Origin of the sequence: Saliphagus sp. LR7 (assembly GCF_003344565.1) — an archaeon.
Classification (GTDB): Archaea; Halobacteriota; Halobacteria; order Halobacteriales; family Natrialbaceae; genus Saliphagus; species Saliphagus infecundisoli.
Genome location: NZ_QPND01000016.1, coordinates 54,569 through 73,401, shown reverse-complemented (window position 1 = coordinate 73,401; position 18,833 = coordinate 54,569). Strand labels below are relative to the sequence as shown.

Annotated in this window: 14 protein-coding genes and 2 pseudogenes; 11 read left to right on the top strand and 5 right to left on the bottom strand. The window is 58.2% G+C overall.

The genetic code is table 11. The annotated features are described in order from the left end of the window. Positions 1-254 precede the first annotated feature (254 nt). The 3 genes from DVH23_RS17805 to DVH23_RS17790 all read left to right on the top strand — a co-directional run bounded on the left by DVH23_RS17805 (position 255) and on the right by DVH23_RS17790 (position 2,348). Positions 255-1,067 (top strand): TrmB family transcriptional regulator, encoded by an 813-nt coding sequence (locus DVH23_RS17805; RefSeq protein WP_114578766.1) that lies wholly within the window; start codon positions 255-257, stop codon positions 1,065-1,067. A 266-nt stretch (positions 1,068-1,333) separates the two neighbouring features. Continuing rightward, complete coding sequence (locus DVH23_RS17795; protein WP_114578764.1) at positions 1,334-1,672, top strand: hypothetical protein; 339 nt, start codon at positions 1,334-1,336, stop codon at positions 1,670-1,672. A gap of 1 nt (position 1,673) precedes the next feature. Continuing rightward, positions 1,674-2,348, top strand: coding sequence for a helix-turn-helix domain-containing protein (locus DVH23_RS17790; RefSeq protein WP_114578763.1), 675 nt, complete (start codon positions 1,674-1,676; stop codon positions 2,346-2,348). A 588-nt stretch (positions 2,349-2,936) separates the two neighbouring features. Here DVH23_RS17790 and DVH23_RS17785 read toward each other — a convergent pair. Together DVH23_RS17785 and DVH23_RS24660 are read right to left on the bottom strand one after the other, a co-directional pair. Further along, positions 2,937-3,464, bottom strand: coding sequence for a bacterio-opsin activator domain-containing protein (locus DVH23_RS17785; RefSeq protein WP_114578762.1), 528 nt, complete (start codon positions 3,462-3,464; stop codon positions 2,937-2,939). A 136-nt stretch (positions 3,465-3,600) separates the two neighbouring features. Next, positions 3,601-3,867: pseudogene (locus DVH23_RS24660) on the bottom strand (hypothetical protein); the annotation flags it as partial. A gap of 92 nt (positions 3,868-3,959) precedes the next feature. On the opposite strand from DVH23_RS24660, the gene tnpC reads away from it, so the two are divergent. The 4 genes from tnpC (at position 3,960) to DVH23_RS17760 (ending at position 10,197) form a co-directional block, all read left to right on the top strand. Continuing rightward, positions 3,960-5,393 (top strand): IS66 family transposase, encoded by a 1,434-nt coding sequence (gene tnpC / locus DVH23_RS17775; protein ID WP_114578761.1) that lies wholly within the window; start codon positions 3,960-3,962, stop codon positions 5,391-5,393. A 10-nt stretch (positions 5,394-5,403) separates the two neighbouring features. Next, the gene (locus DVH23_RS24365) at positions 5,404-5,586 is read left to right on the top strand and encodes a hypothetical protein (RefSeq protein WP_198667986.1); all 183 of its coding nucleotides are present in this window, start codon (positions 5,404-5,406) and stop codon (positions 5,584-5,586) included. A gap of 238 nt (positions 5,587-5,824) precedes the next feature. After that, a complete protein-coding gene (locus DVH23_RS17765) occupies positions 5,825-9,376 on the top strand; it encodes a PAS domain-containing protein (RefSeq protein ID WP_114578759.1) in 3,552 nt (1,183 codons plus the stop codon). A 146-nt stretch (positions 9,377-9,522) separates the two neighbouring features. After that, positions 9,523-10,197, top strand: a complete 675-nt coding sequence (locus DVH23_RS17760; RefSeq protein ID WP_114578758.1) for a helix-turn-helix domain-containing protein — start codon at positions 9,523-9,525, stop codon at positions 10,195-10,197. Between the two features lie 616 nt (positions 10,198-10,813). Here the strand turns inward: DVH23_RS17760 and DVH23_RS17750 are convergent. Further along, a complete protein-coding gene (locus tag DVH23_RS17750) occupies positions 10,814-12,478 on the bottom strand; it encodes a bacterio-opsin activator domain-containing protein (protein ID WP_114578770.1) in 1,665 nt (554 codons plus the stop codon). Positions 12,479-12,508: 30 nt separating this feature from the next. Further along, the gene (locus tag DVH23_RS17745; protein WP_232833812.1) at positions 12,509-12,988 is read right to left on the bottom strand and encodes a response regulator; all 480 of its coding nucleotides are present in this window, start codon (positions 12,986-12,988) and stop codon (positions 12,509-12,511) included. Between the two features lie 835 nt (positions 12,989-13,823). On the opposite strand from DVH23_RS17745, the pseudogene DVH23_RS24650 reads away from it, so the two are divergent. The 4 genes and pseudogenes from DVH23_RS24650 to DVH23_RS17720 form a co-directional block, all read left to right on the top strand. After that, positions 13,824-14,024 (top strand): annotated as a pseudogene (locus tag DVH23_RS24650) (HalOD1 output domain-containing protein); the annotation flags it as partial. Between the two features lie 410 nt (positions 14,025-14,434). Continuing rightward, positions 14,435-15,112 (top strand): helix-turn-helix domain-containing protein, encoded by a 678-nt coding sequence (locus DVH23_RS17735; protein ID WP_114578755.1) that lies wholly within the window; start codon positions 14,435-14,437, stop codon positions 15,110-15,112. Positions 15,113-15,283: 171 nt separating this feature from the next. Beyond that, positions 15,284-15,934, top strand: a complete 651-nt coding sequence (locus DVH23_RS17730; protein ID WP_114578754.1) for a helix-turn-helix domain-containing protein — start codon at positions 15,284-15,286, stop codon at positions 15,932-15,934. A 680-nt stretch (positions 15,935-16,614) separates the two neighbouring features. Beyond that, positions 16,615-17,283, top strand: a complete 669-nt coding sequence (locus DVH23_RS17720) for a helix-turn-helix domain-containing protein (protein ID WP_114578752.1) — start codon at positions 16,615-16,617, stop codon at positions 17,281-17,283. 473 nt (positions 17,284-17,756) lie between these two features. On the opposite strand, the gene DVH23_RS17715 is transcribed toward DVH23_RS17720, so the two are convergent. Beyond that, positions 17,757-18,719: a transcription initiation factor IIB family protein gene (locus DVH23_RS17715; protein ID WP_114578751.1), complete on the bottom strand. Its 963-nt coding sequence runs from the start codon at positions 18,717-18,719 to the stop codon at positions 17,757-17,759. Positions 18,720-18,833 lie beyond the last annotated feature (114 nt).

Sequence of the window (18,833 nt, the reverse complement as noted above, 5' to 3'; positions counted from 1 at the left end):
ATGGATATCACGGATACGAAGTCGCGTTTCAATGTGTCACTCTCATCACTACAGAGTTTTCCCGAGACCGATAGCAGTACGGGTCTTCCATCTTCTCGAAACTAATTCACTCGGATACTCACAATAACTATATGCATGGGGAGGACGAACCCCCGATGGGCACACTGTGGCAGATAGGTCCCAACCACGCTGACGCCGTGTGCCTACCCTTTCCCTACCGGGAGGGTCGCGAGAGCGGATACACCACTGGTTCAATGGCTCCCACTGACTCGGATCGGTCATGGTCGACGGCGGTCGATCACCTCGAGGCGCTCGGCTTGAGCACGTACGCTGCTCGGACGTTTGTTGCCCTCCAGGGTCTCGGCGACGGCACGGCTAGAGACGTCAGTGACGTCACGTCGGTTCCCCGAACGCGTGTCTATGATGCTGTCGAGGAACTCCAGTCGTGGGGGCTCGTCGACGTCCAGCAATCGACACCCAAACAGTTTTGGGCGGTTTCCTCGGAAACGACGGGACGGCGGTTCGAATCCGAGGTGTCCTATCGGGTCCACGAGTTGGTGAGTGCGCTCGACTCGCTCGGTGGAGTCTCGCGCTCGGAGGAACAACAGGGCGTCTGGACCGTCAGCAATCAGCAAGCGATCTCGGATCGCGTCATCGACTTTATCGAGAACGCCGAGGACGAACTCGTCTACATGACCGTCGGGGAGGTACTCACGGACACACTCGTCGAGCGCCTTCGGGAGGCGAGCGAGCGCGGCGTCACGATCCGGTTGGGAGCGATGTCCCCGGAAGTCGAAGACGAGCTCGAAGTCGAGATTCCGAACGTCGAGTTCTTCGAGACGCTCTGGGTCTGGTCGGACTCGCCTGCCGGACGCTTGCTCATGGCCGATGAAACCAATACGTTGGTCAGCGTGCTCGTCCCCGAATCCGACGATGGTATGGACATTCCCACTGAATCGTCCGTGGACGGCGAGGAAACCGCAATCTGGGGGTCGGGAGCGGCCAACAGTCTGGTAGTGGTCCTGAAAGCGATGTTCACGTGGCAACTCGACGGCACTCGTCATTAAGTGGACCGCTGGTTGAAATGGCAAGGCGTATATTAAAGAAGAATTAACTCGGATAATCACATATTGTCCCCTACCCATTACCATGGGAATAGACCCGAAAGATCGCGCAGCTGTCGTGTGTGAGGGCTGTGACAATATCTACGTTGTAAATATCAATACAGACGGTGATGTTGAGCCGTTGGGAATTCCATCCGAATGCCGGGGCTGTGGGAGTTCGTCGTTTACCATCCTTGGAAAAGATCAAGAAACGTTCCAGGAGCAACCAGATGAGCGATAACACCCCCCTAACCACGTCAGAAACGTATGAACTGCTTGCGAGCGATCGACGTCGATACGTCCTCCAGAGCCTTCGAGAATACAGAACTCCGATGGCACTGGCGGATCTGGCGACAGAGGTCGCTCGCCGGGAATACGATGCGCCAGTCACCGAGGTTTCTTCTGACGCGATCAAATCTGTCTCTATTTCACTGGTTCATATCCATATCCCAAAATTAGCGGACGCTGAGGTCATTCACTATGACTCCGATCAACATCTCGTCTCACTGGACCAGCAAGCTGATCAGATCGAACAGTATCCTCCTTCTCTCGCTGTTGGGAGGGGTTAGGATGGGCGCATCGATCGTCGAAGTCGAGGTTGGGATTGAGGACTTCGCGCTCGAACAGACGATCAATACAATCGAGAATATCGAGTTCAAAGCTGAGCGCATCGTTGCGAAGAAGAACGAGTGTCTCATGCCGTACCTCTGGGCGGAAGCGCCAAGTTTTGATGGGCTTGACGAGATGCTTGCAAACGATGAGACTGTCGGTGAGGTCGAACTCGTTGCAGATCTCGAAGATGAGCGGTTGTATCGGATGAGTTGGGTCCGCCAAGTCGAGATTCTCTTTCGCATTCTGGTCGAGGAAGACGGAACGGTTCTCTCTGCACAGACGACGAACACCGAAGGGTGGCATTTTCGCATTCTGTTCCCGACTCGTGATGAGCTTGCTCGAGCCTATGATGACTGCCAGGCGAATGGAGTCGACCTAAATGTCAAACCACTCTATAATATCGATGAAGGGCGCCAGGGACGATTCGGTCTGACGGATGGCCAGGAGGACGCATTGGTCGACGCCTTCGAGCGTGGATATTACGAAATTCCACGGGAGATAGACCTGGAGGGATTAGCGTCTGAATTCGATATCTCTCATCAAGCGCTCTCGGAACGCTTCCGTCGTGGTCACAAATCCCTCGTGGAGAACACGCTCATCATCGACGCTCGAGACCGAGACACGGACTCATAACGCTCTATCCGCTCTTTTGCAGTTGTTATGGCGCTGAACTACACGTATCGAAGAGCGAGCACGCCGGTGGCGACTGGCTGGGTGGCGCTGAGCAGCAGCCAGAGCTTGAGGGGGCTGTAGGCCAGCATCAGCAGGTGTCAATGACGACTGACACCTGCAGCTTGCCCGAGCTCGCAACCTCTAACGCCAAGATCCTGCTCCATTCCCTAAAGAGCGTCTCAACCCGCCCTCTCATCGCGTATAACTCCCGCAGAATGGCTTCTCATCTGCAAGCCCAACATATGGACCTCTCATATGTAGGTTCGAACTATAGATCTTGACGAAACCGATCGGAAGATCCTGTACCTGCTCCAAACTGTTCAGCGGCATACTCAAGAACGCGTGAGAACGATGCCGGGGAATCGTTGTTCGTCGTCCGTCGCGAACCGTCGTGCTTCCAACCGTAAATTGAACCGCGCGAGCAAGCGATCTCAGGCCGGGACAACAGCGTTGTCATCCCTGAGTTCGATTGTGGCCAGCGTTCTGTAGGCCCACGGAGCCGCCCGAAGAGCGCCCGAGGGGGGAGATTGAGGTAAGAAGCGAGTTTCTCTACGATGACCTCGTGGGGAATCTCGAAGGAGCCCCGATCGATTCGACGGCGACCGCCTCGTACTGCTCAGCGGTCAACTCCGACCGGCCGTGATCCGCCGCCGCTGGGTCAGCGAGACGAACGACTTCGGGGTCGAGGCCCAACACCGCTACCCCGTCGTAGACCTCCCGCACGTCCTCTCGTTGGGGAAGCCGGAAGCGGACCGTCCAGACACCTCTCCTGCCGACGGCGCCGAGGATTGCCCGGTCGCGGTCGGCGACGAGTTCAAACAGGCCGTCGAAGGCGCCCGCGAACTCGAGTTCGTAGAACCAGCGGTCCTCCCCGGCCTCGACCCGCTCGTGGCTCTCGACGGTCGGATCCGCGGCAAGGGCGTCCTCGACTGCGGAGCGCTCGGCCCCGGAGAACCAGACACCGATGTCGCCGGCGACGACCGGCTCCATCTCGCACTCCAGAGACGGAAGCCGGTCGAACGCCGTTTTACACGCGCTGTTCTCCCCGGACAGGCGGAATTCTGCGATTGCCGTCATCGGACTCACGACTTTTTCTCCAACGGAGAGCCGGTTCAACCTGGCCCCTATATGCTTAGGGTCAGAGGTTCCATTGTGTACCCTCCAATCTAGCTTTTCCGAGAAACGTAAGAATCAGCGGCTACGTATGGGTAATCTAGGTTCCCGGGACCCCAGTGGCCTCAAATCCCGTGACTCCGAACACAGCCAGCACGTACAACACGGCCAAGACTGTTAGCCACACGAGGAGACCGATCATCGCAGCGGCGGTCCACGAACTCGCGTAGCGCCAGTTGATCACGCCGATGTACGCGACGAGGGCGATCAGCGGACCGACCAAGGGGATTGAGCCGACGAGTGCCCCCGCGACGGTCCATACGATCGCTCCGAGTAATGCAGTAACGATCGCGTGATCGTACGTGTTTAGCCCCAGAGTGATTTCGGCAGGCTCTCGTAGGAGTCGCACAACTGGTGCAGTAGATCGATGCAACAGGCGAACGAATGCATCTTCGAGGGATGGTCTCCAGTTCGGAGACCATCCCGTCTCGCCTGTTCATGACTTCGGAGTCTTCCAAAGAAGAGCTTCTCCAACAGTTTGCTAATCTGAAAGAAGAAGTCGAAGAACTCCGCAAGGAGAATCAACGCCTCAGAGCCAAGCTCCGGTGGTACGAAGGACCGCATACACCACCGAGTAAAGACCAATCAAACAGTGGAAAGTCGTCGTCCTCGTCTGGCGAGGACGACGACGAGGAGCCTCGGACGGACGGTGGAACTCCTGGCCGGAAACCTGGACACGATCCTGAGTGGCGAGTTGCTCCTGATCCAGACCGGGAAATCGAGGTCACCTGCGACTGCTGTCCAGAGTGCGGCGAGGCCTTCGACGAGTCGGCGGGCGTCAGCCCCCGACTCGTTGAGGAGATTCCCGACCCACAGCCTCCTGAAACGACCCAATACAACCGCCACTGCTACGAATGCGACTGCTGTGGCGCAGAGACGGTAGCGTCTCACCCCGACTGCCCCGATGAGGGGCAGTTCGGGGTGAACGTCATCGCACAATCAGCAGTGTCTCGCTACGATCACCGCCTTCCCTACCGGAAAATCGCCGACCGCTTCGAGCAACTCCATGGTCTGAAACTCTCCGGGGCGTCCGCGTGGCACGCGACCGAGCGCGCTGCGCGCGCCGGTCGCTATGAGTACAAACAGATCCGTCAGCAGATCCAGGATGCTGACGTCGTCCATGTTGACGAAACTGGCGTCAAACGCGATGACGAACAGGCGTGGATTTGGACGTTCAGGACGGACACGCACACGCTCTACGCAGTCAGAGAGAGTCGTGGGCATGATGTTCCCGCAGAAGTCCTCGGGGAGGACTTCGCGGGAACGGTCGTCTGCGACGGGTGGACGGCGTATCCAGCCTTCAGCAGCAACCTCCAGCGATGCTGGGCTCACATTCTTCGTGAAGCCGAAGACGTCGCTGCTGACTACGATGTCGCAGAGCCCGTGTACCGCTCTCTGAAGCAGATGTACGTCGGTCTCCAGGCGTGGCTGGAGACCGACCCGACCGCTCGTGAACGAGCACAGATGCACCGTTCATGCCAGAACGGCCTTAGATCGCTTGTTGAGCGATCAGTTGACGACGAATCAGTGGCAACACTTCTCGGGAAGATCGAAGGGGGAATCGACCACTGGCTCACCTTCGTCGGTGAGCCAGCGGTCGCTCCGACGAACAATGCAGCTGAGAACGCACTTCGTGAACCAGTCGTTCTCCGGAAAATCATCGGAACACTCCGTAACGATCGAGGGATGTTCGTTCACGAGACGATCTTGTCCCTGCTGGCGACGTGGCGCCAGCAGGGACGCAATCCCTACGAAGAGCTTCGCCGAGTCGTCAGCAACAATGAGATGATCTCACGGGCTCACGCTGTGCCGGCCGTCGAGACTTCGGGGTAAACACGTACGCGTGATCGAAATCGTTCACCCCGACGATGATTCGTGCCCCGACGTAGATGCCCACTACTCCGAGCACGAGACTGACGAGAAAGACGACGGCTGTGGCAACAACCATATGAGGAAACACCTCACCCATCCCGACCAGTCTGCTTTGTTGAACCCTCTGAAAGCGAACTCTGCGAAACCGAACTGAGAATCAGCAGTGGGAGGGTATACACCAGCCAATCTGAGATGTGATAGACAAGATCGCCGCTATTCAACACAGCACAATAATCCTCTTTGGATGGGATGGCGATGTTGCACAAGATAATGATAGTCTCCAAGGAATCGGGATCAATCAGCCGAGTTAGCCCTTGAAATGTAGTCTGCATCACCGCCTCTGTCCCATTAAGCGGGGAGTTTATTTGTTTCAATGAGTACTTCTTCTTCGTATGAATCGAGCGAAAGAGATCTCGGGGATTCGGGTCTGGGGGGCGGTGGATGATCCCGAGATCCTCCAGCGCTATCGGGGCGTCACCAAGTTGTCCGATTGCGGCCTCTACCAGCTGGATGTGGCGGGACGATTCGTCGCAGTCAATGATTCGCTTCTCGAGCAGAGCGGATACACGAGCGAGGCACTCCTCGGCGAGCATATCTCCGTGCTGTTGGATGACAACGATGTCGATCGGATCGAACGAGCCACACACGAGAGCCTTGACGCCGAAATGACGACTCCTGACCCGTTCGACGTGATGATCGAAACCGCCGATGAAGCGCATCTCCCCGTCGAACTACGGATCAATCCACTCGTCGAGGACGGCGATCTACAGGGGTCGATCGGGGCAGTCCACGACCGGGATACTGTCGATCGAGAATCGGAGCAGCTCACGTCCACAGAGGGAGCTTACGACCCGATCGCGACCGTTCTCGACGAAGCGAACATCGGTGTCTTCGTGCTTGACGCGGAGTTCGAGGTCGCCTGGATCGACGAAACCATCGAGAAGTACTTCGAACTCGATCGCGAGTCTGTCATCGGTCGCGACAAGCGACAGCTCATCGAGGAGTCGGTCAAACACCGGGTTGCCGACCCCGATCACTTCGCAGAGACGGTCCTGGCGACCTACGACGACAACAGCTACATCGAGCGGTTCGAGTGTCGTCTCCCGGCCGACGAGGATCGCGACGAGCGCTGGCTCGAGCATTACAGCAAGCCGATCGAGTCGGGAGAGTTCGAGGGCGGCCGAATCGAATTCTACTACGACATCACCGACCGGAAGCGGTCAGAAGACACACTCGAAGAGACCGAGCAACGGTTTCGTTCGCTGGTCGACGCCGTCAAGGAGTACGCGATCTTTCGGCTCGACGGGGACGGGTACGTCACCAGCTGGAACGCGGGAGCGGAAGCGATCAAGGGATACGAACGCGAGGAGATCCTGGGGGAGCACTTCTCGACGTTCTACACCGACGGGGACAGAGCGAAGGGCGTCCCCGAGCGGAACCTCGAGGCGGCGATCGAAGCGGGCTCGGTCGAAGACGAAGGCTGGCGGCTCCGGAAGGACGGCTCCCGGTTTTGGGCGAACGTCACGATCACGGCGGTCCGCGGGGACGACGGCACCCATCAGGGGTTTCTGAAGGTAACCCGGGATATGACGGATCGGCACAGGCGCGAACAGGAACTCGAAAGCGAACTCCAGACGATCTTCGGCCGGATCACCGACGGGTTCTACGCTCTCGACGAGGACTTCCAGTTCACCCACGTCAACGAGCGTGCCGAACGGATCCTCGGGGTAGACGGAGAAGAATTGCTCGGAACGTCGCTCTGGACGAGCTTTCCGGAGCTTCGGGACACCGCGTTCGACGAGTACTACCACGAGGCAATGGCAACCCAGGAGTCGCTCTCCTTCGAGGCGTACTATCCGCCGTCCGACGCGTGGTACGAGATTCACGCCTATCCCTCGGAGACAGGGCTGTCGGTATACTTCCGGGATGTCACTGAGCGCCGGGAACGCGAACAGGAACTCCGGCGGACGGAACGGCGGTTCGAAGCGACGTTCGAGGATCCGAATATCTTAGTTGGGCTCTTGGAGCCCGATGGCACAGTGGTGGATATTAATCAGACGGCCATGGAGTACATCGATGCCGATCTCGCGGACGTGACTGGCGAACCCTTCTGGGAGACTCCCTGGTGGGGCGAGGGCGACGACCTCCAGTGTGACATCAAGGAGTGGACCGAGCGAGCGGCCGACGGTGAGTACGTCGACTTCGAGGCCGACCTCACGCGGCCCAACGGGAACCAGTATACGCTCAGCGGTTATTTCCGTCCTGTCACGGATAACGACGGAGAAGTTGTCTCCATAATCGTCTCCGATCGTGATATTACCGAACGCAAACGTCGGGAACGCGAACTCGAGCGCTCGGAGCGTCGGTACCGGACGCTCGTGGAGTACTTCCCCGACGGCATCGTGACGCTGTTCGACCATAACTCAGAGTACAAATTGGCTGCTGGACAAGGCTTCGACCGCCTTTCGGTCGATGCCGACGCTGTCGAGGGGAGACACTTCCGAGCGGTGTGGAACGATTCGGGCGCCGACGAATTGGTACCGGTGTTCGAGGCCGCTCTATCGGGCGAAGAGCGATCGACCGAACTGGAGTATGAAGGTCGTGAGTGGGTCCTCCATGCGGCCCCCATCACTGACGAGCGCGGAGACGTCTTCGCCGGGATGACTGTCGCTCGGGACATCACCGAACGGAAAGAACGCGAACGGCGACTCGAACGGCGGGCGGCACAACAACAGGCCGTGGCTGATATCGGGCAGATGGCCCTCAAAACCGACGATATCGACGAGTTGATGCACGAAGCCACGAGTCAGGTAGCCGACATCCTCGACACCGACTACTGCAAGGTGCTCGACCTCTCCGACGACCGCGAGGAACTGCTGCTCCGCCAGGGCGTCGGCTGGAGAGAGGGGATCGCCGGCGAGGCGACGGTCTCGGCCGTCGAAGCGAACTCACAGGCTGCCTACACCCTCGAAAACGACCATCCGGTCGTCGTCGAGGACCTCGAGACGGAGACGCGCTTTAGCGGTCCCGACCTGTTGACCAGTCACCACGTACGAAGCGGGATCAGTACTGTCATCGGGCCGTTCGACGACCCGTGGGGGATTCTCGGAACCCACGATACCACCACACAAACGTTTACAGGCGAGGACGTCAACTTCGTCCAGAGTGTGGCCAACGTTCTCGCCGAGGCCATCTACCGCCACAACAACGAACAAGAGCTCGAACGGCTGGTCGATCGGCTCGAAGAATCGAACGAACGCCTCGAACAGTTCGCCTACGCTGCCAGTCACGACCTTCAGGAACCCTTGCGGATGGTCTCGAGCTACCTCCAGTTGCTCGAACAGCGATACGACGACGAGTTAGATCAGGACGGCCAGGAGTTCCTCGAGTTCGCCGTCGACGGCGCCGAGCGAATGAGCGAGATGATCGAGGGGTTGCTCACGTATTCCCGGGTCGAAACGCGGGGCGACCCGTTCGAACCGGTCGATCTGGAAACGGTCCTCGGCGAGGTTCGCGACGATCTGAAAGTATCCATCGAGGAGAGCGACGCCGAGATCACTGCCGATGAATTACCGACCGTTCAGGGGGACGCTAGCCAACTCCGGCAAGTGTTCTTGAACCTGCTGGATAACGCCATCGAGTACAGCGGCGACGATCCGCCGCAGATTTCCATTACCGCCGACCGAAAGGGAGCCGAGTGGCTCGTCTCGGTTCACGATGAGGGGATCGGGATCGACCCCGACGACACCGACCAGGTGTTCGAGGTGTTCCAGCGGCTTCATACCCGGGAGGAACACGCCGGTACCGGCATCGGACTCGCACTGTGTGAGCGGATCGTCGAGCGCCACGGTAGCGACATCTGGGTCGAGTCCCACCCCGGCGAGGGAACGACGTTCTCGTTTACGCTCCCAGCAGCACGTGGCAACGAGACTGGTGATCAGTAGCGGTAGTCTATCCTCCTCTGCGTGTGACTCCCATCGTGGACTCTCGTACTGTCGGTGGCGGTCCCGTTGACGGCTAGGCTGTGTGCCTAAACTCTTAGGGACCACGCTGATCCCTGTGTCCGTTGGACAAGCGGATAGTGTAATCAATGACGACCGTCACCGAACTCGCGCTGCCGTCGGAGGACCTCGCGCTCTCACGGACGTTGGAAGCGCTGCCCCAACTCGAGGTGCGGGTCAAAAGCGTCGTCACTGAAAGCTCGTCCCAGGTGATGCCGCTGGTCTGGATCAGTGGCGAGTCCAAAGCCGACCTCGAAGAAGCCCTGGCCGCAGACTCCTCGGTCGATCAGTTCGATCACCTGCTCGAGGACACCGAGGCCGAGGAGTGGCTCTACCGGATCGAGTACGACTCGGGGGTCGAAGAGATGCGCTCGGCGATCTTCGTTAACGACGGGACGATCCTCGACGCACAGTGTGCGGCCAACCACTGGACGTTCCGGCTGCTGTTCCCCGAACGGGACGACCTCTCGGAGGCGGTCACCGAACTCGAATCCCAGGGGATCGATATCGACATCAGACGGATGGTCGAAGCCGGCCGTAATGCCGACCTCGAAGCAACCGCGGCACTGACCGAATCCCAGGAAAAGGCGATAACTGAAGCCTACAAGCAGGGATACTACGACGTTCCTCGGCAGATCTCTCTCGAAGAGCTGGCGAATGATCTTGGCATCTCCCACCAGGCACTGTCTGAACGACTTCGCCGGGCGAATAAGGTCCTCGCTGGCGAAGAAATAAGTAACCCCAAGGATGACATCCTTCACTAACGAACCCGTCGTCCACTGACGACGGAGTGGGTCCCGCTGAGCCACAGACTGAATATGCCCGCTCAGAAGCAACGTACCGTCTTCCCCTACACCGCGCTCGTTCGGAGAGAAAGGGGACCCTATACTCTCGCTCGGAGGGATACCACCGACGCTCCGCCGACGAGACGCCCCCTCTGGTGAGCGATCGAACGGTAGGTACTACTCTATATGAAATACTGCCATGAGTGTGACTGGGCTGTGAGTGCAGCAGATGGATTGACCGAACACGAACAGTCCAAAGAAGCGCTCGAGCACTTCGTCGAGACGGGTCATCCAATCGACTCGACGGACTCACTGGTCCGACCACGGTCTCCACCGGCCCCGGATCGAATCCTTCTTCGGTACTTATCGGACGAAGCTGCTGACCGGGAAAAGGAGGAATAGCAGGGGTGCAGTGCCGTTCGATCGGCGGATATCAGACAGGTAGATTGCCCCATAACGGGGGTTTGAGGCTCGCTAGGAGCAGGGAAGTGTATCTCATGTCTCGAGGGGTATATTTATCCGAGTTCGAGACGAATCGTTGTTGACCGTGACCAGCCTATGCGCAATCGAGATCTTGATTTCGAACTAGAACGCGTTAGTCATCGTCAGATTCGGTCTCGTCGACAATGCCCGCAAACAGTTTTCGTTCGGCCGCACGGAGATGCTCGCTGAAGGTCGCAGCGGAGATGCCGAGCCGTTCGGCGACGTCCTCACCGCTGCTTGTCCGGGGCCAGTCGAAGTAGCCCGCCAAGTACGCCGTCTCGAGGACGGTTCGCTGGCGGTCCGTTAATGCCTGGAAGGGTGATTCTATCCCGGCGACGTCCTCATCGGATTGCTGGCTGGTTCGCTGGGCGAGAAATTCGGCAGACGGATATTGCTCGCGTATCACCTCTATCAACTGGCGGGTATCGCGCCCCTGCGGGAACTGCGTGACGAACCGGAACTCGCCGTCGGCAAACGTCGCGGACTTGACCCGACCGCCGTAACTCGTGATCGTCCCGAAGAAGTCCTGTCTCCCCCTCATGACGAGTTCGACCTCAAACGACTCGTCATCACCGCGTAGCACTCTCATATCCGAGATGTCTTCACCCTCTTCGATTGCTGCACGAACGCGATCGCGAGGGACGCCCTCGACCGTTCCGTAAGCCAGTACCCGCTCGTCGATGTCGACAAACCGCCGGATATCGATTCGGGTGTCGGAGCGCTCCGCGAGTGGTATCAGGCCACCAACGATTCCCTCACCCTTGAATTCCAGTTCGAGAACGGCGTCGCTCATCAGGGCCTCGCGACGTTCGATCGCCGCGATCGCATGGCCGATGATATCGCCCAATCGCTCGAGGGATCTGATCTCGGGGTCAGTGAACGGGTCTGGGTCGGCAGCGTGGATGCAGACGACGCCATACTGGAGTTCTTCGTAGCTGATCGGGATCGCCACCATCGAGCGAGCGGTTTCCCCGGCCGAGACCTCGTTGTCCAGTCCCGCCTCCAGATCGGTCACGACGCGAACCGCCTCGGTTTCGAGCGCACGTTTCGGGACTTCCTCGCTCTCATCGTCGGTCGGTTTCGAAATCATGGCGGGGGGTTCCTCAACACCTGCGGATATTCGGGGCGTGATACGGTTGGTTCCCCGATCGACTTCGCCGATCCAGGCGAAGCGATAGCCGTCATCGGCGACGAGTCGGTCGCAGACCACGCGCTCGAGTTCGTCCCTGGTCCGTGTCCGGATAGCAGCGTTGGTGATGTCCTGAACAATCCGGTTGAGTCGATTCAGTGACTCCAATTGCTCGCGGCGGCGGGCGCGCTCGGCGGTCGCACGGACGCGTTCGAGCGCGTGGTGGATCGATCGGACGAGAAGGCCCTCGGTCAGGTCGCCCTTCACGAGGTATTCGTGGGCGCCTCGTTGGATTGCGTTGATCCCGACCTCGGTGTCGTCGAGTCCGGTGAGCACGACGATCGGGATTCGACCGGCAGCGTCGGCGACGGTTTCTAACGTGTCGATACCGGTGCTGTCGGGCAAGTCGAGATCAAGCAGGACGACCGCCGGATCGACATCCTCGAGCCGTTCTAAACCTCCCGACAGCCGTGTCTCGTGGTGGATTCGAACCCCATCAAACGGACCGCTGGCGCCCCTTTCGTTGTCGGCGGTGTCCTTGACGTCAATCCGGTTCAGGAGTTCCTCCGTATCACGAAGCATCTCCTCGATCAGACGCGCGTCTCCGGGGTTGTCCTCGACCAGGAGGATATCGAAGACGGTCGTCATCGTTTCGGCGTCGGTACTGGTCACGCTGAGCTAGCCACCATCGGTTCGATCGCAGGGCGGAAGCCGGACGACTCGCAGCCAGAACTCCTCGAACGTCTGGATGGTGTCGAGAAAAGCGTCGGGATCGACAGGCTTCGTTAAGTAGGCGTTTGCCTGCAGTTCGTACGACCGGAGGACGTCCTCCTGAGCTTCCGAGCTCGTGAGGATGATGACGGGCAGACGCTGGAGGTCCTCGTCACCACGTATCTCCTCTAAAACCTCCTCACCGCTTTTCTTCGGGAGGTTCAAATCTAGGAGAACCAGGTCAGGACATGCAGCATCGGCGTACTCGTCGCGCTGGTGGAGGAAGTTAAGCGCCTCCTTGCCGTCGGTAACGACATGAAGCGTGTTGTCGATGGCGCCGTCGGTGAATGCCTCCTTGGTGAGTCTGACGTCGCCGGGGTTGTCCTCGACGAGCAGGATGTCAACCTCCTGGCGTGTTTGCCCCGAGCCGGCCCTTGCATCGCTCACGAAGCCGGAACCTCCAGGCCGCCCGTTCGGATTATCCATTTACCTCACCGTTCGTGGGGAAGGTAAATGAGAGCGTCGGCCCTACCCGGATTCAGAGGCGCCCCGGATCTCCCCACCGTGGTGCTCGATGATCCGTTCGGCAAGCGAGAGCCCGATCCCCCTCCTGGTTTACACTAAATCAAATATTTGTAATATCTATTGACCATTGAGTATTTCCGTCTGACGAGTGTCTGACGGACAGGGATGAATTGGAAGAGAAAGCTCACATATGAATCACTCCAATCAACGGGAAAGGGCAAACAGGGTGTTGAGTATCCTAGCAGATCCGTATTGTCGCTCCACTTTATTGTACTTCCAAAAGACGACAGAAGACTTTCTTTCGATACGAGATCTTGCAACCGGGCTCACTCCCGCAGAGGAACCAGATCAAACGAGAGTCCATTTTCAGCACTCAACGCTTCCACGACTCGCGGATGCCGGGCTTATTGAGTACGATTTCAGGAGTGAGACAGTTCGGTATCGAGGCGGAGCCGACGTAGAGGAACTCTTAGATTCAGTCACCGACTGTTTCCCGAGAGAAAAACAGTTCTGTGAAGTGGGCCCCTGAGTTGGGCTCCCGGGCCCAAGATGGACCGTAGAGGTGGTTCGTTCTGGCCGACGCCGGCGCCGAGTAGCGTGTTCAGCGCATTTCCACGCGTTCGACGCGAGCGGGTTAGAAAATAAGCTCTCCATCATGCAACAAAGGTTTATTGAGGACTAGTGTCTCCCCTCTGTGAACGACTTGGCAAACGAAAACCAGATAGTCGAATAGGAGTTCGACTGGGACGAAACATCGCCAAGCGTCGCCGTTGTCTATGCGCTTGCCTCAGTCGAAAATATGAAAGTCAAGTATCTCCCGCCGCTGTACGAACACATCGACCCTGAAGCGCTCGATACGCTGGTCGCCGAGGGGGAGGGAGACGTGTCGGTGTCGTTCCCTGTGTGCGAGTACGTGGTCGAGATTACCGACGCAGGGGTCACCGTCTACAGCACCTAAGCGGTGGGACCGTGAGTTGCGCCTTTGGTCTAATCTAATCGCTACCTTGGCCTGCATATCTCTCAAGACGACTCGGGTTCGATTAGCACGCGTGTCAGTAAATAGCAAATCCTTATCCGGATCCGGCTTCATACTCTTGTACGGAACCACGGCTGCACGCTATGTGTCCGGCCCCGACGATAAAGGGGTCATTTGAACCCGACCGACGGGCGAGCAGTCATCCCATGTTCTCCTTGCGTGGTCGTCGCGTGGGACGCATCCCCGAGTCACGCGTTCCGCACCACTACCCAGCCACGCACGATGGTACACTACAACGCCACTCGACCGAATAGCTGTCCCGCGTTCGGACTACCGACAGCGCCGCCAGTCCCATCACCCGCCACCTCTCCCGAGTCGGAGGCCACGGCTCGATGACGGTCATCGTCGAGTTTACACTCCCCTCAGAGTCGTTTCCGTTCGGGCGGTCTACGAGTGGGGATCCCGACGTCCGGGTCCAACTCGAGCGTGTCGTCCCGATCGATCAGGATCGCATCCCGTTTCTCTGGGCGACCGGAAAGGAATTTGACGAGTTCGAACGCGTACTCACCAACAGCGGCATCGTCAAACACGCCGAAGCCGTCACTCGAGTCGGTAATAGCGTTCTCTACTACGTGGAGTGGTACACCGACAGGGAATCCTTCTTGAACGGACTCAGTGACACGAATGGAGCGATCATGGAAGCACACAGGGGCTCGAACTGGTCGTTTACCGTCCGATTCCAGGATCATACCGACCTGACCAGATTCCACCAGTTCTACCAGGACGAGGAGTTTCCCGTCCACATCGACCGGGTCTACTCGCTTGACGAGGAACCGCGCAGCGAGTTCGGCTTCGGCCTGACGCCAGAGCAACGAGAAACCCTGACGATGGCCGTCGAACACGGCTATTTCTCGGTCCCCCGGGAGACGACCCTCGACGAGATCGCCGACGAACTCGACATCACCCCACAGGCAGCCTCCGAACGCGTCAGGCGTGGAGCCGAAACCGTCCTCCGAAAGGCCCTAATCGGACTTGTAGCAGCGGATTTCGAGTCGGCTGATAGCGAGTAGTAAAAGGAGCGACGACGACAGTCGCTTCAACTCGATATACGAGACTGTCCCTCGACGTACTATTGGCTGGTCTATTTGAAGCGGCTTGCCATGTATACCAGCACTGGTTTACTGAGACGCCCTTCCATCGACTCTCAATAGATTTTTCATCTCATCAGCCCTGTGCTGTCTATGGCCATCGAAGCCACTTTCGTCGCGACGGAAGGCGAGTTTCCGCTCGCGGAGGTGTTCTCGAAGTTCCCTACCTCGCGGATCGAACTGGATCGCGTCGTTCCCACGAACGAGGTGATCATCCCCTATTTCTGGCTCCACAGCCTCGACGGTGACGGCATCGAGATGAGCGGAATCGAGCATCCTGGCATTGCAGCCCTCTCGGTCATCGATGACGTTGACGGGGAGGTGCTCGTCCGTATCGACTGGGATTTCGACTACGAGAGCATCCTCACCGGCATTCTCGAAACGGACGTCGAACTCGTCTCGGCCATCGGTCAGGAGGGCAAGTGGACGTTCGAACTCCGGGCCGACGACCAGGGTGCGGTCTCGGAGTTCCAAGCGTACTGTACCGACCGGGAGATTCCCGTCGAACTCGTCGAACTCCACGCACTCTCGCCAATGCACTCGGGCGACGAGTACGACCTCACCGAAGCTCAACGCGAGGCGCTGACGGTCGCGTACTCGAGTGGCTACTACGACTCTCCACGGACCGCCTCACAGGAGGAGGTCGCCGAAGAGCTCGGGATCACGAGACAATCACTCGCCTCCCGCCTCCAGCGGGGCACCCGACGCCTAATCGCAAGCACGCTCGTTCGTCCCACAGAATAAATATAAAGGACCTTCTTAAGCAGAAGTCAACCATACACGTCGGTCACACTTATGGGTGGATATGAGTCACCTCGATCGGACCATTGAACACAGCGAATTGACAGCGTCTACGGACCAGGTCGGATTCAACGTCGAGAAGGCTGCGTATCGAGTCGCGTACGATTCAGCGGACCTGGGTGAACGAGACCAATGAAGTATTGCCATACCTGTGATTGGTCTGTCAGCGCAGCCGATGGAACGAAACACGAACGTTCCCAGCAAGCGATCGGTCACTTCGTCGAAACGGGCCATCCGATCGATTCGACTAATTCCGCGTTCCGCCCCCGCTCACCACCAGCTGCTGGGAAAATCCTCCAACGAACGTTACTGGATCGGGTCGTCGCCGAACCGTTCAATAAGGAAGGGTGAGTCTCACAGACAGTTCCCCCTGATAGGTGGCATGATCCTATTCCTCCAGTCTAACACAGATTCAGCGTACATTGGTAGGCGGTTCTATTGAGATATGAGTACTTTTGCTCACATCAATTCTCCATATCGCAACTATTGGGGAGTCTATCGTCGAAGTCAGGCTACTTTGGGTTGACAGCAGTCCCCCAGCTATAAACATACGTGAGAACGCATATAGGGGTGGGTATGCGACATTTGAAGGGAGTAGCGGGGGGTAGGGTAAGTAGGGAGCTATGGCCGGAACGATCGCCGAGATGAAAGTTGACCTCACGGATTTCGCTCTTGAACATACCCTCACTACCGTTGGTGACCTGAGCTGTGAGGTCGAACGACTCGTCGCCACTGACCTAGAGACGGTCATGCCGTTTCTTTGGGTCGAAGCACCAGAGTCGGCCCTCGCCGATCTCGAAGAGGCGTTTGCCGCCGACGAGACGATCGATCAGGTCGAGTGCATTGCGGAACTCGAGGGGGAGCGGCTGTACCGAATGGAGTGGATCGACCGGATCGACCTCCTCGTTCAGATCCTCGTAGAAGAGGACGGAACGGTCCTCTCGGCGTCAGGCACCGGCGAAGGATGGCACCTCCGCTTTCTCTTCCCGAGCCGCGAGGCGCTAGCACGAACTCACGACTACTGTCACGCCAACGGGATCCCGTGCGAGGTCCTGACGATCTACAACGTCGACGAGGGCCGACAGGGCCGGTTCGGTCTCACGGATGCCCAACAGGAGACGATGACGAGCGCGTTCGAACTCGGCTACTACGAGATCCCGCGCGAACTCGATGCTGAAGAGTTGGCGACCGAGTTCGACATCTCCCACCAGGCACTCTCCGAACGCCTCCGTCGCGGGCACAAAGCCCTCGTGAAAAACGCGCTTATAATCGGCCGAGGGCCCACACAGTAACCGAGGGATGTTGCGGTCGCGACGACGAGACTAACTGATATCCATGTTCTCTGTATGTAACGCTGCCCCGGCTGTTCCGATGATACAATCCACCGATCACGTTACATCGGGCTGCGAACCAACCACTATCGGTAGTTCCCATCGGATTAGAATATCCATTATCACGGCTGTCCACACGCTGACGCTAGCGAACTCTGTCACACGAAGCCTCGTGATGGCATCTCCCAGTGCCATCGCTACCTCGCTGGGTTCGTTCTCTGATCTCGTTCGTTTTGCTCCAGAAATCGAGTCAGCAACCAGGAGCGATGGGAACACCGATAGTGGAGCGTTGTTCAAGAGCGGGTCTATCTCTCACGGTTTTGAGCTACGTGCACCTGGTGCATGGAAATATAATGCTGTATTAGACCCCACGTGAAGTTGCGTTCCAACTCTGAGGAGCAAAATCTAGATGGCTTTGCGACGGGACCAATCGATTAGGAGGTGGTCAGCCCGATCGCTTCGATCTGTTCCTGGTAGCGGTTCCGGATGGTGACTTCGGTAACCTGGGCGACGTCAGCGACTTCCCGTTGGGTTTTCTTCTCCTTGCAGAGTAACGTTGCCGCGTAGATTGCCGCCGCGGCATAGCCCGTGGGCGACTTTCCCGAAAGCAATCCCTTCTCGGTGGTAATTTCGATGATTTCCATAGCTTTAGCCTGCACTTCCTCGCTGACTTCGAGTTTTGAACAGAATCGTGGGACATACTCCGTGGGATCGGTGGGTTGCATCTCGAGGGAGAGTTCCTGAGCTACATACCGATATGTTCGCCCGATCTCTTTCCTCTCGACACGCGACACTTCAGCAACCTCTTCGAGACTTCGCGGAATTCCCTCTTGGCGACAAGCCGCATACAGACAGCCCGTCGCGACACCTTCGATCGATCGACCACGAATCAGATCTTCCGAGAGCGCCCGCCGATAGATCACTGAGGCGACCTCTCGCGTTGACCGAGGGACGCCGAGCGCCGATGCCATCCGATCGGTCTCCGAGAGAGCGAACTGGAGGTTGCGCTCGCCGGCGTCCTTCGTCCGGATGCGTTCTTGCCATTTTCGAAGTCGGTTCATCTGAGTGCGCTTTTCGGAGGAGAGCGACCGTCCGTAGGCGTCCTTGTCTTTCCAGTCGATGGTGGTCGTCAGCCCCTTATCGTGCATCGTCTGGGTCGTCGGGGCACCGACCCGGGACTTGTTGTTTCGTTCGGTGGTGTTGAACGCTCGCCACTCGGGCCCGCGATCAATGTTCGTTTCGTTGACGACCAACCCACAGCCCTCGCAGACGAGTTCGCCTTGATCCCCGCTGGTGACGAGATCAACAGAGCCACACTCCTCACAGGTCCGTTCGTCCGTCTCCTCCGCCTGGGTCGTAGTTTGCGTAGACTCACGTTGGCGGGTGGGACGTTCCATGTTATCTAAGTAGACACTCCAGAGAGTCTTAAGGCCTCGTTCCAGCGTATCTCCAATACGAGACCGGAAGGATGGTGAATTCGTATGGGTTTATCGAGGGGGCCTAAGAATCTG